The organism is Prevotella heparinolytica (assembly GCF_004342845.1).
Taxonomy (GTDB): Bacteria; Bacteroidota; Bacteroidia; order Bacteroidales; family Bacteroidaceae; genus Bacteroides; species Bacteroides heparinolyticus.
This window is the reverse complement of the sequence record NZ_SLXB01000033.1, coordinates 12,173-28,888: the sequence shown is the minus strand read 5'-3', so window position 1 is coordinate 28,888 and position 16,716 is coordinate 12,173. Positions and strand designations below refer to the sequence as shown.

The following is a 16,716-nucleotide window of genomic DNA, read 5'->3' as shown; positions in this document are numbered from 1 at the left end:
TGCAGCTCAAAGATAACCAAAAGGGCTGATACTTCACTCACGAAGTACCAGCCCTAAATCTTATACACTAGAAAATGTTTTAGCGGACAGCAATGTATTTAAATGTAATCATTCTAAATAACAAGCTAAAATCGAAAATGTTCAAGATAATGTTTCTTTGGGTTGGCCGAATTCGAGTTGATTCTAAAACTTACCTGAATTCTAAGACTTCTCTCTTTCTGATTATTATCCGCTAAAACTTTTCTATTCGGTAGTTGTCCTACTTTATGTTGTCCACACTGACTGCGTTTCAATGCCTCCAGGCATACCATAAGAGTCTGTTCAACTTACGAGTCTCCCTTCACTTTTATTCTCGAACCTTTGTTCGCACTGCGCGAATATCTGTTCGCACGTTGCGAACGTCTGTCCGCAGGTTGCGGATTTCTGTTCGCACTGCGCGAACAGAGATGTATTCAGGCTGCGAATAAGTTTACTGTTTGTCACAAACGGTTTTGTTCTATGAATACATGAAGTTTATTCTATTAGTGCAATACACAACTTAATGATTGATATCCGCCAATGGCTTGGTTTAGTATTCAGAGCGTTTACAAAGATAGGCATTACGGATGTGTTTACGAGAAATGGGAATGGCATCTCCCTGAATCAGAGCCAACGTCCGAAAGCTCCACCGCCCCATACGGCACAGATTCCCAAAGTTATACTCAATAAGGTATATAGCAAAAACATTCCGTAGAATCCTTGTCTTATCAGCACAAGTCCGTCATGGCTGAAGGTAGAAAAGGTGGTGAATCCTCCGCATAGTCCGGTTGTGAGCAATATACGTGTTTCGGCAGAGAGGTTGAAACGGGACGACAGCGTGTAGAACAAACCTATGAGGAAGCTGCCGAGGACGTTGACTGCAAAAGTAGCCCACGGGAAAGAGTAGGGCACTATCCGTTCGTGCAGTGCCAGTTGTATCGAATATCGCAGCACGCTGCCCGTGCCGCCACCAAGAAAAATGTATATCAGTGTTTTGAGCATAGATTGTTGCTAATTATTTTTTACAGAGTCTTCGGAAATCGCAGTACTCACATTTCTTGTTGTCTTTCGTTTGACTGAAAGTTTCTTTCGGGTCATATATCTCTTGCAGCAGGTTGAGCAGGCGTTCGCGGAATTCTTCTTCAAAGAAAGCAAAGTTGTTTACCGGGATTTTAGGCTGTCGAGGTGCTCCCATCTCTATGACCGGTGAGTAGCTTTCAGAGGCTGCACGGTGTATATAGAGTAGTGAGGGGGCTACTTTCAAGGATTGTCGGCGACACATGATGGCTGCATACATGAACGTCTGGAAAATATAAGTGGGACGATTCTCGGCAGGAGTGAACAGTTGCTCAATGTTTTCGGGAGTTTTGGGCATCCCTCCTGTCTTGTAATCAACGATGCGTAATGTTCCTTCCTTGCTGTCCATCCGGTCTATGGTTCCTCCAATCTGCAAAGAAAGCTTTCCCTGCGGAGTATCAATTTCTACGATCTCCTTTACTTCTTCTTCCATTCCTTCCATGCGGAAAGGGGCATATTGCAAGTCGTTGCGCAGAAGTTGGCGCAGGTAGGAGGCGATAACCTTGGAATGGATAAGTTGCGTGCCGTTGTATTCCGGTTGCTCTGTTTGGGGCACGTGGAAAAACTTTTCTTTGAAAGCATTGTCCACGTATATTTGGAGTTTGACTTCATTTCTCAGCAATAATACCAAATCCTCTTTTTTTATATCTTTACTGTTGGAAATCAAATCTTTATAGATGGATTCGGCAGCATGATGGAAGATGGTTCCAAACAGAGCGGAATCTATTTCCGCACTCACTTCATCGGGAACTCTCAGGCCGGCCACGTAGCGGTAATAAAACTTCAAACGACAATCTAAATAGGCATTGAGAGCTGATGGAGAGAAGAAGTTGTTGGGATGACGCCGGACATCATAGGCATCGTACATCCGTTGCAGCATTTCCGGAGTTTTGGCAATATCGATGGGACGGCTTTGTTGAGGGGATTGTCCGGCTTCAAGGTATTCTTGTGAAATATTATAGGGTGATTCCGCCAAAAGCTGGAGCATGAAGCGGGACATCTCTCCACGATTCAGTCCGTCGGAAGAAGAATTATATAATAAGGTGACATTTTCAGCTCTTTGGATGAGGCGGTAGAAGTAGTAGGCATAAACCGCATTTTTATGTTCGATAGTGGTCATGCCGAAAGCTTTCCTCAGATTGTAGGGAATAAAAGAGGATTCTCCACCGGCTTTGGGCAACTGTCCCTCGTTGAGAGAGAGTATGATAAGGTTGCGAAAATCAAGGTTACGCGTTTCCAGCACCCCCATTACCTGCATGCCAATGGCCGGTTCGCCATGAAAAGGAATATTGGCGGAAGTAAGCAGGCGATTCAGCAGGCGCTTCAATGTATCCGGTTTCAGGCCACTCAACTCGCCGGTTTCAATCAGGTTAAGCAGACGATTGACAAGGGTGTAACTCTTGAACAAAGATTCGCGATAGAGTTGGTTGAAGATATCTTCCGTTTCTTTTTCCTGACGATAGACTACGGCCACTTCGCGAAGCAGCTCGGTGAGATAACCGCATAGAGCGGCAATGCCGTTTTGCGGAGTGAAAACCTGCTCCAGAAAAACGTCCTGCTTCAGTTCGGATGGCAGAGGGTAGAAGCGATTGTTTTTAATTAGTTGCTTTTCCAAACCCTCTGCTGACGAAGAGAGAAGACGAACATAAGGATGCTTCAAGACTGCAAGCACGGCATTGTAGGTGTAGTGTCCGGATTTTGCCTGATAACCGGTGGTCTGCAGTTCTGTTAATGCGTTGATAAAACTGTACACGGGTGTCTGCGCCAATGGAAATCCCATGGTGACGTTTACGTTTTTTACTTCGGGCGGAATGGAATGAAGAATAGGAAGCAACAATGCTTCATTGCAGAGAACAACGGCATTTTCTTTTTCTTTCGTTTTTTGTTCGCTTTGGCTCTCTTCAGTAGGGTAATGGCGGGTGACTTCTTCAATCCACTGTGGCAGATAACGTGCCTGTGCATTTTCTGTGGGAGAAGAGATGTAACGTATGTTTTTAGGTTTTCTCATCACGTCGAAAGCGGTTTCCGGCAGTTGGTTGGGGAAGCTGCTCAGGTTACGTAAAATGAATTCGCCGGCTTCGTGGGTGTAGGGAGGCGTTTGTAAGCGGGGAAGGGTGGTATAGCATACATCATAATCCCAATAGAACAACGCTTTCCCGGCATCTTGTAAGAGTTTGAAGAATTGGGTTTCCACTTTATTCAGCACATTGAATCCAACAAATACATAGCGGTCGTAGCGCAGGTGGTTGGTATCCAGTTGTTCCATGACGTTGCGATACATCATGCCTTCGTAGGCAATGCCAAGTTTAGAGAGGTTGGTACGGTAGTGCCGGTATATATCGCCTAATTTATCCCAAAGTGAGATAAACTTGGCTTTCAGTTCTGTACGCTTTTCTATGGAAAAGTTTAGAAAGAATTGCCGGATTGCTTCTTCTTGCTCTTTATCAAGGAAGTCATATCCGTCCATTATATTCTTCAACTCTTGCAGATTGGTGAAGAGCTTGCTTGCATCCACAAGATTTTTGTCTACATCATCAAAGTCGCTGATGAGTAATTCGCCCCAAAAATAGAAATCATCAAGCGTTTCTTCGCTGCGTGTTTCTTCCCGAAATACTTTGTACAGTTCGCACACCAGCCGTATAGGGTCGCCCAACTTCAGGGATGATAGTTGATGGAAGAGTTCACTGATGCTGACGTATGCAGGCGACCACAAAGGATGGTCGGTCTCTGCTGCCAGATATTCGTTAAAAAACAGGCCGGCACGTTTGTTGGGAAAAACGATGGCTGTGTGCGACAAATCGTTTCCTATTTTGGAATAGAGGTCTTTGGCGACTAATTGAAGGAATGGTTTCATGTTCTCTATATTGCTCTTTGAATATTTGGCTGATTGGGGAGTGAGTTATACTTTCTCAATGATTTCTTCTTCCACATACCACAGATAGCCTTCGATTTTGTTAGAAGCATATCCCATGCGGGCAAGAAGTTGCATATAATCTTTCACCTGCTTGTTGTATTTTTTGTTGGGCTTTCCAAATTTGAAATCCACTACGATAATTTCTTCATTGCGCATCATTACGCGGTCCGGACGCCGGGTTCGGAGTGTTCCGTTCTCTTGCCAAATGATGTCGCACTCGTTGAAGAGTTGCCATGTGCCCGAATACCAGTCCTTGATTTGAGGCAAGGAGAAAGCGCGTGCGGTCAATGCACGTATTTCCTTTTCTGTTTCAGTTTGGCCAATGATCCCTTCGAACACAAGTCTGCTGATGGCATTGTCGATATCTTTCTCTGTTTCGATGGCAGAAAACAGAGTGTGCAGTAGTCGTCCGCGGTTGATGAAACGACGGTCGGATTCGGCTTCGTCTATTCCTGCAATGAAGTCGGCCGAGCGGTTGGATTGCCTGAATTCGATGTCATGAAGCATGCTTTCCATGTGAATGGGGAGTTTGACGGCTTTTTGAGAGAATTTATTGATGACACTTCTGTCCTGAACATTATGAAGAGAATCTGCTTTTGTGAGGGTAGATGGAGAAATCCGTCCGTTTTCATAAACAGCCGTCTCTTCATCCCAACTCCCTTCGTCGTTATTGGCAATATGTGGCAAAGTATTGGCAAGCAGTTCGGATACAGTCCCTTTTTGCCCATTCTTGCTCCAAAGGATAAGATTCTTTCCCGCACGGGTAAAGGCTACATACAAAAGGTTGAGGTTGTCTACCCATAGTTGCAGACGTTCGTGCAGATAGTCTTGCCGATAGACGGACTCTGCCATTGTACTTGAATAGTTCACCGGAACAAGGCTGATGGCATTATAAGGTGCTTCGGGAGGAGTGCACCATACTAACTGATTATTGGTTTCGTTCTCCAGTTTCCAATCGCAGAACGGGATGAGTACGGTATGGAACTCCAGCCCTTTTGATTTGTGGATGGAAAGGATGCGTATTCCGTCCATCTCACCGCCGGGGATGGTCTTGCTGCAAAGCGTCTCTTCCCAATAGCGGATGAAACTGTCCAAATCGGACGAATTGCTTTGAAGATACTCCGTCACAGCATCAAAAAAGAAGAAGAGATAAGCATCTTGTTGTTCGATACGTCCCATGTCGAATATGCTGAATAATTCTTCCTGCAGTTCGTACAGAGGCATCAGACGCAAGGTCTCTAGACGAGAAATGAAGGTCTTGGGAAGCTGTAATTCGGGTTGCTCTGTCAATAGGGTGTCAAGATGGAAAGAAGGATTATTCTCTTCCTTAAGGATTTGTAGTTTGTAATTAGCGATGAGTGAAGCGCTTGAAACTCTATCTTCCGGATTGGACAGATAGCGCAAGGCGTCTATCAGCATGCAGATGGCGAGAGAGGCATCCAGTCGGAAAGCTTCGTCTGAAACAACGGGTAGCTGAAGTTCCTTATCGAAATAATCGGCTATAAGAGGAATGTTCTTGTTTTTGCGTACAAGAATGGTGATGTCGTTGGGTTGTATGCCTTCTTCAAGCAATCTTTGCACTTCTGTTCCCATAGCAAGAAGAGACTGTTCCGTGTTATCATGTTCTTCGTCCGGTTCAAGAAAAGAGACCTTTACGTAGCCGTGTGCTTCTGCTTTTGGGGATTCTTGCATCACATCGGCATATGCCTGTTTCAAAGGGTGGCACTCTTCATTCAGTTCGTTCAGATGTAGGGTGTTGAGATACTCCACTGCGGTGGTGAAGAACAGATTGTTGAAACGGATGATGTTTGTCTCGCTCCGTCGGTTTGTCTTCAGAGTCTCTACACGGACGGGAAAATTGTTTAATTTAGTATGTCCTAAACCGTTCAGAATGCTCCAGTCTCCGTTGCGCCAGCGATAGATGGATTGCTTCACATCTCCAACAATCAGGCTGTCGGCTCCTTGCGAGAGGCCTTCGAGTAGCAGTAAGCGAAAGTTGTCCCATTGCATACGGCTTGTATCTTGAAACTCGTCAATCATTACGTTGCGTATGTTGGCGCCGATTTTCTCGAAAACGAAAGAAGAGTCTCCTTCGCGCACCAACTTGTGCAACAAAGCGTTGGTGTCAGACAGTAAGAAACGATTATGCTCGTGGTTCAGCGTACGCACCTCTTCATCAATATGATTGAGCAGTTGTAACTCGTTGAGATGTTGTAATGAAAGGCGACAACTGTTGATGGTGCGGTTTTTTTGTGGTCGTAATCGTTCGGCATCTTGTAATAGCGGTAGCAGGCTGTTTTCTGCCAGCCGGATGATATCGTCTCTCCGAGGAGAAGTCTTTGCGGCCCAGTTTCGGGCATCGGCCAGGCAGTTTTGCAGCGTGGCGGTCAGCACATCTTTGTCTGTCAGTCTGCCGTCGCGAAGTTTTCGGAAGTAACTGCCTATACCTCGAGAACCTCCTTTCAAATCCTCCGGCACGAGTGCGTGTCCTTCCAATTTGCCTTCAAACTGTTCGTAGAAACCTTTCATCTGCTCCAAAGCTTCTGTTTCCATTTCGTGCAACACATTTCGATAGAGTTTCAACGTGTCAGGTATGCGCAGGCATGCCCTCACATCTTCACCTCGTTCGATATAGCTTTCATTGAATATATTGAACCCGAAACTTTTGATTTCGTTTGATACATTCCAGCGTTTGTCATTGCGGATGCGTTCGTCTATGTAGTCCAGTAACCAGGCCAGCACAGGTGAGGTGGGAGTAAGTTTCTCGATAAGGCTGTCTACGGCTTCACTCAGCACTTCGTTTATACTTAGTTCTATGTTCAGATTAGGACTTAGTTCCAGCTCGCGGGCCAGGTTGCGCATAACAGACTGGAAAAAAGAGTCAATAGTCTCTACACGGAAGCGGCTGTAATCATGAAGTATATATTGCAATGCCATCCCCGCACGTTGTCGCAATTCTTCGATCTCTCTATCCGGTGTGGCAGCTTGCAAATAATGAGTTGCTGCCATGTCATCTTTGATACGTTTCAGATAAGCATCGGATTCCGGAACACTTTTCCAGATGCCGTAGAGTTGTTGCAAGATTCGTTCTTTCATTTCTGCCGTAGCTTTGTTGGTGAAAGTCACGGCAAGTATTTGGCGGTAGGCGCGAGGATTGATTATCAGATGCTTGATGTATTCCACAGCCAGCGTAAAGGTCTTTCCTGATCCTGCGGAAGCTTTATATACTAATAGTTCCATGTAAATTTGCAACAAGTTTATCTGCAAATGTATATAAAAATCATGATATGTTTGTTCCCTGGAAAGGAATACTAAATCTTTCTCGAACGCTATCAATCAAATTGCAGTTTTGAAAGTGCAAGATTTATTGATTTTAAAGCCTTACTGTTAACGTATTTTGTGTAAAAACTGTACTTCCCTTTTTTTATTCTTTAATGTTTTAATTATATCTTTGCTTCCTTGAAAGAAATAACGAGAGAACGACGTAATTATGATACACATGCTTGCCATTTTTGCTTGGGGAATAGGGCCTATCCATAAGGAAGAAGCTTTATGGATTTCTTTTACTTTGATTATTCTTCTGATGCTTACAGTTATGGTTGTGTTTTATGTCAGTAAGAATAAGCAGGTAAAGGCTCTTCAGAAAATAAATGATATCGCGGAAGAAGCTAACCGGTTGAAAACGGCATTCATTGCTAATATGACACACGAAATACGTACTCCCTTAAATGCCATCGTAGGATTCACCACTATGCTTGCCGAGATGGATGGATTAGATAAAGAGACACGTATGTCTTTCTTAAAAGAAATAAATGACAATAAAGAATCTTTGCTGAGAATCGTTAATGATTTGTTGGACTATTCTAAGATAGAAGCAAAAACTTTTGACTATAATGATGAAGAGGTAGATATAAATGCTCTTATTGATGAGGTGTGTGCAGCAGAGAATAGACGCTCGCATCCTAGTGGAATAAAAGTTGAATATCAGGAAAGGTTGTCGCAATGCAGGCTGAAGACAGACCGCAAACGTTTTGCTCAGGTTATGGAGAACCTATTGGAGAATGCTCTGAAATTCACTGAGAAAGGTAGCGTGACGGTGGGAAGCAGAAGACTGAGTAACGGTAATTACTATTTTTATGTGGCAGATACGGGATGTGGTATTGATGACGAAGGACGACATGCCATTTTTGAACGTTTTGTAAAAATGAACTATAATATAAAGGGAACCGGATTGGGGCTTTCCATCACCAAGTCTATTATAGAACATTATGGTGGGGGTATTGGTGTAGAATCTAAAAAAGGAGAAGGATCAACATTCTATTTTACCTTACCGGGCAGCATGGAGTACAAAGAATATGGTAAATTCTGATTGAGTGCTATTCACTCAATCAGCCATTTCCTTGAGCTTTTTGAAATGTCGGATAATCTCCAGATAGTTACAATCGGTACAAGCATTGAATTTATTCCATAAATCACCCACCACAACTGCACCGCCAAAGCCATAATCCTTAATTTCTAATATATTGTTAGGGGTTATACCTCCTAAAGCCATGACTTTATGATCTATTATTTTTTCTTTTCCAGCCTGTCTGAGTTCTTCGGCTTCAAAACCGGAAGATATCCCGTCTTTGGTGATACAGTCGAATATCGGACTTAGAAATAAATAATCATAAAAATGCTTTTTGCTTTTTACTTCGTCCAGCGAATGGCAAGTACAACTGATGTGACCGGAAAAATCGTGCGGTTCTTTCGGGTTACGGGCATTCAAATGAATTCCCATCAAATTAAATTCTTCCTGAAGGTAAAAATGCTCATGGGTGACAATGCGTTTATGGTATTGTTTGGGTATCAGTGTCAGAAGACGTTCTGAATACATGGCAGAGGTTTCCGGCTTTCTTAGATGCAGGATATCCAATCCTTCTTCAAAAAGCGCAGTGATAATCTTGTCTTCTTCCACAAAGAATGTGGGGGCCGTAACTACAATAAGCTTCATCTTGTTTGTTAAACGAATTAGTGTAGCAAAATTAATGATTACTTATCGTCGGGACTAAGGATTTTCTTTAAAAGATGTTAGTTAGAGGCTTTAGGTAGAAAAACGCACCTCAAAATTATATTCAGAGATGCGTTTTAAACAAGAGTTGATAAATTCTAAAATGATTTATTTCAATCTGTCACCTACTACTTTCCAGTCGATAATCTTCCATAACTCGTTCACATGGTCTGCACGGCGATTTTGATAATCAAGATAGTAGGAATGCTCCCATACGTCGAATCCTAATAACGGAGTCAGACCGGAACGTACAGGATTGCTTCCATTCACTTCTTTAGTGATATGGAGTTTACCGTTCTTGTCCACTGAAAGCCATGCCCATCCCGAACCGAATAGACCTACAGCTGCTGCGTTGAATTCTTTCTTGAAGTTCTCAAAGCTGCCGAAATCGCGTTGGATAGCTTCAGCCAACTTGCCGGTAGGTTCTTTTTGTTCCGGATTTGGAGAAAATTGCAAGAAATATAAAGTGTGGTTCAGCACTTGCCCTGCATTGTTAAAGATGGCACCATCCGGCGCTGTGGAAACAATGGTCACTAAATCTTTACCTTCATATTCTGTTCCTGGAACAAGGTTATTGAGGTTATTGACATAGGCTTGCAAATGCTTGCCATAGTGGAAATCTATAGTTTGCTGACTGATTACAGGTTCCAATGCATTGTTTGCATAAGGAAGTTTTGGCATTTCATACGTCATAATTGTTAGCATTAAAGTCATTAATAATGTATTCATAAGTTCAATTATTAAATTTTGGAACTTTATTGTATTAAACACGATAAGATGAAAAATGTTCGCAGGTCTCAGAAGCTTTATTTATCTTTGCTGCAAAATTACTCTATTTTAAGATTGTACGTAATATGCCCGATTATATACAGGAACTGAATGAAGGACAGCGCGCAGCGGTGCTTTACAATGATGGTCCGTCATTGGTGATAGCCGGTGCCGGTTCTGGAAAGACGCGTGTACTGACATATAAAATAGCCTATCTGCTGGAGAATGGTTACCAGCCTTGGGATATTCTTGCATTGACCTTTACCAATAAAGCGGCACGTGAGATGAAAGAGCGCATAGCGTGTCAAGTGGGCACAGACCGCGCGCGTTATTTATGGATGGGAACCTTTCACTCCATATTTTTGCGTATCTTGCATGTTGAGGCTGTTCATCTTGGTTTTACTTCGCAATTTACCATATATGACACGGCAGATGGTAAGAGTTTGATACATTCTATCATAAAAGAGATGGGATTGGATGAAAAGATATACAAACCCGGATTGGTTCAAGCACGTATATCAAATGCCAAGAATCATTTGGTTTCCCCTGCGGGGTATGCAAACAGTAAAGAAGCCTATGAGGCAGATCGTGCTGCAAAAGTACCTGCCCTTCGCGACATATATCAAAGATACTGGGCACGTTGCAAGCAGGCAAATGCCATGGACTTTGACGATTTACTTTTCTACACCTTTTTACTGTTTCAAGATCATCCGGAAGTACTTGCCCGTTATCAGGAACAATTCCGTTATATTTTGGTAGATGAATATCAAGACACTAATTTCGCACAACATAGCATTGTACTACAGTTGGGCAAGAACCATCAGCATGTATGTGTAGTAGGCGATGATGCGCAGAGTATTTACTCTTTTCGTGGGGCCGATATCGACAATATCTTGTTTTTCACCAAGATATATCCCAGTGCCAAAGTATTTAAATTAGAACAGAATTATCGTTCTACTCAAACCATTGTTTGTGCGGCCAATAGCTTGATAGAGAAGAATCAACGGCAGATACGCAAAGAGGTCTTTTCTGAAAAAGAGAAGGGGGAGGCACTTGGCGTTTATCAAGCCTACAGTGATGTGGAAGAAGGAGATATTGTGGTAAATAAAATTGCTGAATTGCGTCGAGAAAAACAGTATGCTTATTCTGATTTTGCGATACTTTACCGTACTAATGCACAGAGTCGCATTTTTGAAGAAGCTATGCGTAAGCGAGGAATGCCATATCGTATATATGGTGGCTTGTCGTTTTATCAGCGTAAAGAAATCAAGGATGTGATTTCCTATTTCCGATTGATCATAAACCCTAATGATGAGGAGGCATTCAAGCGTATTATCAATTATCCGGCACGTGGCATCGGTGATACTACAGTAGGTAAAATCATTGCAGCTGCTACGACGCACAATGTCAGCTTATGGACGATACTTTGCGAACCATTGACCTATGGACTGACTTTCACGAAAGGTACGACAGGGAAGTTGCAAGGCTTTCACGAATTGATATCTGGCTTCATGGCATGTGCGGCTGATAAGAATGCTTACGAGATTGGTTCCGATATTATTCGCCGGTCGGGTATCATCAATGATGTCTGTCAGGATAACTCGCCGGAAAATTTGAGCCGTAGGGAGAACATAGAGGAATTGGTGAATGGCATGAGTGATTTTTGTGCTCGGCGGCAAGAGGAAGGAAATCCGGATATCTTTTTGGCTGATTTCTTGTCGGAAGTTTCATTATTGACAGATCAGGATTCGGATAAGAACGATGATGAGAAGATAACTTTAATGACGGTTCATTCTGCCAAGGGACTGGAGTTCAAGAATGTTTTTGTGGTGGGAATGGAAGAGAATCTTTTCCCTAGTGCAATGATTGGAGAATCTGTCCGCGCATTGGAAGAAGAGCGCAGACTGTTCTATGTGGCTATTACACGTGCGGAGGAACATTGTTTTTTATCTTATGCAAAGACTCGTTTCAGGTTTGGTAAAATGGAATTTGGAAGTCCCAGTCGCTTCCTGAAAGATATAGACGTACGATTTTTGCATTTGCCTAATACAAATCTCTCCTTTAGAATGGGGGAAGATGTGCATAACGATTTCTCTTATAAAAAGAGAGAGGAAGGGATGATGCGTCCGAAGCAACAGGTTATATCTCCGGCCGTTCCTCGTAATTTGAAACGAGTGATGCCTGCCTCTGATTCGGCAGGAACAACGTCTCAATCCGGTGTTTCTATCAGTGGAGTTATGGAAGGACAACTGATTGAACATGAACGCTTCGGCATAGGAGAAGTGTTGAAAATGGAAGGTGAGGGAGATAATGCTAAAGCCACTATTCGCTTTAAAAATGCGGGAGATAAACAACTTTTGTTGCACTTTGCGCGTTTCAAGGTGATAGGATAGAATAGTGACCGTAAGACGTATCCGGATAAAGAGGCGTCAATCTGATTGGATGTAAAACTATAAATGATATGATAAATTTTGACCGTTTCCCTTCTCCGTGTTACATCATGGAAGAAGAACTTCTGAGGAAGAACCTTACGCTGATAAAAAGTGTTGCCGAACGTGCAGAAGTGGAGATTATTCTTGCTTTTAAGGCTTTTGCCATGTGGCGTTCCTTTCCTATCTTTAGAGAATACATATACAACTCTACGGCAAGTTCCGTATATGAAGCCCGTTTGGCATTTGAAGAGTTCGGTAGTAAAGCACATACCTATTCTCCGGCATATACCGAGGCCGATTTTCCTGAAATCATGCGTTGTAGTAATCATATCACTTTCAATTCATTGGAACAGTTTCAACGCTTTTATCCGAAGGTGAGGGCAGGGCAGAGTGGAATTTCTTGTGGCATTCGCATTAACCCTGAATATTCCGAAGTAGAGACTGAACTTTATAATCCTTGTGCGCCTGGTACTCGTTTTGGAGTGGTGGCAGACTTGCTTCCGGAAATACTTCCTGAAGGTATGGACGGATTTCACTGTCATTGCCATTGTGAATCATCCTCGTATGAATTGGAGCGCTCTTTGGCACAATTAGAATCCAAATTCTCTCGTTGGTTCTCACAAATCAAATGGTTGAATTTAGGTGGAGGACACTTGATGACGCGCAAAGATTATGATGTGGAGCATCTTATTCGTTTGTTGCAAGGGCTGAAAATGCGTTATCCGCACCTGCATGTCATTCTCGAACCTGGTTCAGCTTTCACATGGCAAACCGGTGTACTTACTTCTGAAATTGTAGATATTGTAGAGAACCGTGGCATTCGCACTGCTATTCTTAACGTGAGTTTTACCTGTCACATGCCCGATTGCTTGGAGATGCCCTATCAGCCTGCTGTGCGTGGCTCAAGAAAAGGAGATGGTGGCCCTTACGTATATCGTCTTGGTGGTAATTCTTGTTTGAGTGGCGATTATATGGGTATGTGGAGCTTCGATCATGAATTGCGGATAGGAGAGCGGATAATCTTTGAAGATATGATTCATTACACTATGGTAAAGACGAATATGTTCAATGGGATTCATCATCCGGCCATTGCAATGTGGACGAAAGAGGAAAAAGCAGAAATATTCAAACATTTCACATATGAAGACTTTCGCAATCGAATGTGTTGATTATCAAAAGACTGTTTGCATGTTCGGCGGAGAAGCATATTTTTATGTGTGAAAAAACACGTGGAATATTTGCAGGTTTAAGGAAAATATCTACCTTTGCAACCGCAAACGCGGAAATAGCTCAGTTGGTAGAGCACAACCTTGCCAAGGTTGGGGTCGCGAGTTCGAGTCTCGTTTTCCGCTCAACATGATTGTGATTACCAAATGCCCAGGTGGCGGAATTGGTAGACGCGCACGTTTCAGGTGCGTGTGTCGAGAGGCATGCAGGTTCGAGTCCTGTTCTGGGCACAGAGGTAAAACAAGCGGTTCTTTGTTTTTTGGAAGTAAGATGGAGAGATGGCGGAATTGGTAGACGCGCTACTTTGAGGGGGTAGTGACATCATGTCGTGGGAGTTCGAGTCTCCTTCTCTTCACTTTCCTAATATTTGCGGAAATAGCTCAGTTGGTAGAGCACAACCTTGCCAAGGTTGGGGTCGCGAGTTCGAGTCTCGTTTTCCGCTCTGTTTTCATAGTATTTTTTATTAGGATGACTATAATGCCCAGGTGGCGGAATTGGTAGACGCGCACGTTTCAGGTGCGTGTGTCGAGAGGCATGCAGGTTCGAGTCCTGTTCTGGGCACTTGCTCTTTGTGAAAAGAGGGTCATCAAATGCGGAAATAGCTCAGTTGGTAGAGCACAACCTTGCCAAGGTTGGGGTCGCGAGTTCGAGTCTCGTTTTCCGCTCTCTTCTCATTCCCCAAATCTGTAATATTTTTTGGCGTTTGGTTTGAAATTATGTAAATAAATTCTTGCCTTATGCTTATTCGGTCTCGGTTCATATTGGGTTTTAGAATTCTCCCTAATTAATGGCCGTGGATATAAAGTTCTCTCTTTTCAGATTATCTTCATTTACGCATAGCCTCCCACTGCTTTCTGCTGCACCTATCATTCTCGCGAGAGCCTCGTATATGCCCTCAGGTATAATAAAAAAGAGGAATATTCGTATTGAATTTCCTCTTTTTTTACGGGTGGCAGATGGGACTCGAACCCACGACATCCAGAACCACAATCTGACGCTCTAACCAACTGAACTACAGCCACCATGTTATTGCATTTCTTAAATGCGGTGCAAAGATAGGGATAATCTTTAATATTGCAAAGAATAAGACACTTTTTTTCTTTCGATGTGCTATTTTTTTGTTTCACAGATTCCTACATTATATTGCTGGAGAAGACTGCGAGAGTTTTTAGCGAAGATTTCCAGACGTTTACGAATCTTGGGGGATAGACTGTTCGTTGGAAAATGAATAGGATAAAGAATATAGTTTTTCTCTTGCGACAGTGTAGGGCGGGCAGTCCATACAAGACTGTAACCACAAGAAGAGACACGACAATCGGGAAATGGAACGAGCGTATCTGGCTGGATTGTGTGCTTCTCACTGAAAAATATGGGACGGATGGGCTGGGGCAGATCCCATTTTTCTAATTGCAAGGTAAAAATGAGCCCACCATCGGTATTTATCGCACTCATATTAGAAATGAAATTTCCTAAAGAATAGACCACAACATGTTGCTTGCTTCCTTTGGTGAGCAATTCCATGGGCTGGATGACGTGCGGATGTGACCCTATGACGTGTGTGACACCTTGCTGAATCAGCCAATCGGCCAGCTCACGTTGTTCGCGATTGGGCAGGGAACGGTATTCCTCACCCCAATGCATGCAGGCGATAATGGCATCAGGCTGACGTGCTTTGGCGCTCTTGATGTCCTTCGCCATACTCTCTTTGTCAATGTAGTTTACGATATTGGGCGGAGTGACTTTGATACCGTTGGTGCCATAGGTATAATTGAGCAAAGCAATGCGAAAGCCTTTCTTGCGAATAAATAGAGGATAATGTTCTTTACGCTGGTTGATGTCTTTGTAAGTTCCTAAATGAGGAATATGTAAGGAATCGAGCATAAGCAGTGTGCGTTCCAAACCCTTTTTCCCCCGATCCAGACAGTGGTTATTGGCGGTCAGCAATACATCGAATCCCGCATCTTTGATGGCTTGAAGAAATTCGTCGGGGGCACTGAAGGCCGGATATCCCCGATATGGCTTGCCGCCTAATGTAGCTTCCAAATTCCCGATAGCAAGGTCGGCTTGGGAAATTTGCTCTCGGACGAGGCGGAAACAAGGAGAATAATCATACTTGCCTTCAGGAGTACAAGCAGCGTCTATTTGTGGTTGGTGTTGCATCAGGTCGCCTACAAATAATAGCGTAATCCTTTCCTGTCCGGAGAGAAGTACGCTATATAATAAAGTGATGCAAAAGAGGGTTGCTCTCATTGTTTGCTTTTATTGGTGGATGGCTTTTTTACCGGCCAGCAACGTATTCTTCATTAATGAAACAATGGTCATCGGCCCCACACCACCGGGTACGGGAGTGATGAATGAGCATTTGGGAGCCACTTTGTCGAATTGAACGTCTCCTGTCAGTTTGAAGCCCGATTTCTTGGTAGCATCAGGCACACGGGTTGTACCTACATCAATGACAACAGCTCCTTCTTTTACCATTTCTGCTTTTACGAAGTTGGGCTGCCCCAAAGCGGCGATGATGATATCAGCTTCTTGGCACTCTTTTACCAAATCCTTGCTCCGGCTGTGGCAGACAGTTACGGTGGCGTCGCCGGGATAAGCCTTTTGCATCATTAATGCCGCCATTGGCTTGCCCACAATGTTGCTACGTCCCAGTACGACGCATTTCTTGCCCGAAGTCTCTATGTGATAGCGTTTCAGCAATTCGAGTATGCCGTTAGGAGTGGCGGAAATATAGCAAGGCAGTCCGATGGACATGCGCCCCACATTGATTGGGTGAAAGCCATCCACGTCTTTGCGATAATCAATGGTTTCAATCACTTTTTGTTCGGAGATGTGTTTGGGCAATGGAAGCTGCACGATGAACCCATCCACGTCGGCATCCTCATTCAGCTCGCGTACTTTGGCGAGGAGTTCCTCTTCCGTTACATCGGCCTCATAGCGGATCAGCGTGGATTTGAATCCGCATGCTTCGCAAGCTTTTACTTTGGCGGCTACATACGTTTCGCTGCCTCCGTCGTGTCCTACGAGGATGGCCGCCAGATGGGGACGCTTTCCTCCGCGTGCCACTATTTCGGCTACTTCTGCTGCAATTTCCTGCTTTACTTGTTCTGAAATTGCTTTTCCATCAATCAGTGTCATATTCAATCTATTGTTTGGATAATTATTTTTCTGCATGATTCGCAAATGTAGAGTAAATAACCGAATAAAACAATAATCCCGCTGACTTC

Annotated in this window: 10 protein-coding genes and 7 tRNA genes; 9 read left to right on the top strand and 8 right to left on the bottom strand. The window is 43.6% G+C overall.

The window, feature by feature from the left end:
- Window positions 1–642: 642 nt before the first annotated feature.
- From crcB to EV202_RS13660, 3 genes are read right to left on the bottom strand one after another with little or no spacing between them, the layout of a single operon-like run.
- Window positions 643–1,020 carry a fluoride efflux transporter CrcB gene (gene crcB, locus EV202_RS13670; RefSeq protein ID WP_131927459.1) on the bottom strand — a complete coding sequence of 126 codons (378 nt, stop codon included), beginning with the start codon at window positions 1,018–1,020 and terminating at the stop codon, window positions 643–645.
- 13 nt (window positions 1,021–1,033) lie between these two features.
- Window positions 1,034–3,949 (bottom strand): PD-(D/E)XK nuclease family protein, encoded by a 2,916-nt coding sequence (locus tag EV202_RS13665; RefSeq protein WP_131927458.1) that lies wholly within the window; start codon window positions 3,947–3,949, stop codon window positions 1,034–1,036.
- 45 nt (window positions 3,950–3,994) lie between these two features.
- A complete protein-coding gene (locus EV202_RS13660) occupies window positions 3,995–7,249 on the bottom strand; it encodes a UvrD-helicase domain-containing protein (RefSeq protein WP_131927457.1) in 3,255 nt (1,084 codons plus the stop codon).
- A 250-nt stretch (window positions 7,250–7,499) separates the two neighbouring features.
- On the opposite strand from EV202_RS13660, the gene EV202_RS13655 reads away from it, so the two are divergent.
- The gene (locus EV202_RS13655; protein WP_131927456.1) at window positions 7,500–8,378 is read left to right on the top strand and encodes a sensor histidine kinase; all 879 of its coding nucleotides are present in this window, start codon (window positions 7,500–7,502) and stop codon (window positions 8,376–8,378) included.
- 15 nt (window positions 8,379–8,393) lie between these two features.
- On the opposite strand, the gene EV202_RS13650 is transcribed toward EV202_RS13655, so the two are convergent.
- Both EV202_RS13650 and EV202_RS13645 read right to left on the bottom strand, forming a co-directional pair.
- Window positions 8,394–9,002: a thiamine phosphate synthase gene (locus tag EV202_RS13650; protein WP_106068442.1), complete on the bottom strand. Its 609-nt coding sequence runs from the start codon at window positions 9,000–9,002 to the stop codon at window positions 8,394–8,396.
- 165 nt (window positions 9,003–9,167) lie between these two features.
- Window positions 9,168–9,788, bottom strand: a complete 621-nt coding sequence (locus tag EV202_RS13645; protein ID WP_174704380.1) for a superoxide dismutase — start codon at window positions 9,786–9,788, stop codon at window positions 9,168–9,170.
- Between the two features lie 125 nt (window positions 9,789–9,913).
- Here EV202_RS13645 and EV202_RS13640 point away from each other — a divergent pair, with 125 nt between their 5' ends.
- The 8 genes from EV202_RS13640 to EV202_RS13605 all read left to right on the top strand — a co-directional run bounded on the left by EV202_RS13640 (window position 9,914) and on the right by EV202_RS13605 (window position 14,151).
- On the top strand, window positions 9,914–12,220 hold the full coding sequence (locus tag EV202_RS13640) for an ATP-dependent helicase (RefSeq protein ID WP_131927455.1): 2,307 nt from the start codon (window positions 9,914–9,916) through the stop codon (window positions 12,218–12,220).
- A 68-nt stretch (window positions 12,221–12,288) separates the two neighbouring features.
- Window positions 12,289–13,428 carry a carboxynorspermidine decarboxylase gene (nspC, locus tag EV202_RS13635; RefSeq protein WP_106068445.1) on the top strand — a complete coding sequence of 380 codons (1,140 nt, stop codon included), beginning with the start codon at window positions 12,289–12,291 and terminating at the stop codon, window positions 13,426–13,428.
- Window positions 13,429–13,538: 110 nt separating this feature from the next.
- Window positions 13,539–13,611 (top strand) — tRNA-Gly (locus tag EV202_RS13630).
- 23 nt (window positions 13,612–13,634) lie between these two features.
- Window positions 13,635–13,716 (top strand) — tRNA-Leu (locus EV202_RS13625).
- A gap of 42 nt (window positions 13,717–13,758) precedes the next feature.
- Window positions 13,759–13,841 (top strand) — tRNA-Leu (locus EV202_RS13620).
- A 14-nt stretch (window positions 13,842–13,855) separates the two neighbouring features.
- A tRNA-Gly gene (locus tag EV202_RS13615) sits at window positions 13,856–13,928 on the top strand.
- A gap of 37 nt (window positions 13,929–13,965) precedes the next feature.
- Window positions 13,966–14,047, top strand: a tRNA-Leu gene (locus EV202_RS13610).
- Window positions 14,048–14,078: 31 nt separating this feature from the next.
- A tRNA-Gly gene (locus tag EV202_RS13605) sits at window positions 14,079–14,151 on the top strand.
- 283 nt (window positions 14,152–14,434) lie between these two features.
- On the opposite strand, the gene EV202_RS13600 is transcribed toward EV202_RS13605, so the two are convergent.
- The 3 genes from EV202_RS13600 to folD form a co-directional block, all read right to left on the bottom strand.
- A tRNA-His gene (locus EV202_RS13600) sits at window positions 14,435–14,508 on the bottom strand.
- A gap of 88 nt (window positions 14,509–14,596) precedes the next feature.
- Complete coding sequence (locus tag EV202_RS13595) at window positions 14,597–15,736, bottom strand: CapA family protein (protein ID WP_106068446.1); 1,140 nt, start codon at window positions 15,734–15,736, stop codon at window positions 14,597–14,599.
- Window positions 15,737–15,745: 9 nt separating this feature from the next.
- The gene (gene folD, locus EV202_RS13590) at window positions 15,746–16,627 is read right to left on the bottom strand and encodes a bifunctional methylenetetrahydrofolate dehydrogenase/methenyltetrahydrofolate cyclohydrolase FolD (protein WP_106070423.1); all 882 of its coding nucleotides are present in this window, start codon (window positions 16,625–16,627) and stop codon (window positions 15,746–15,748) included.
- Between the last annotated feature and the right edge of the window lie 89 nt (window positions 16,628–16,716).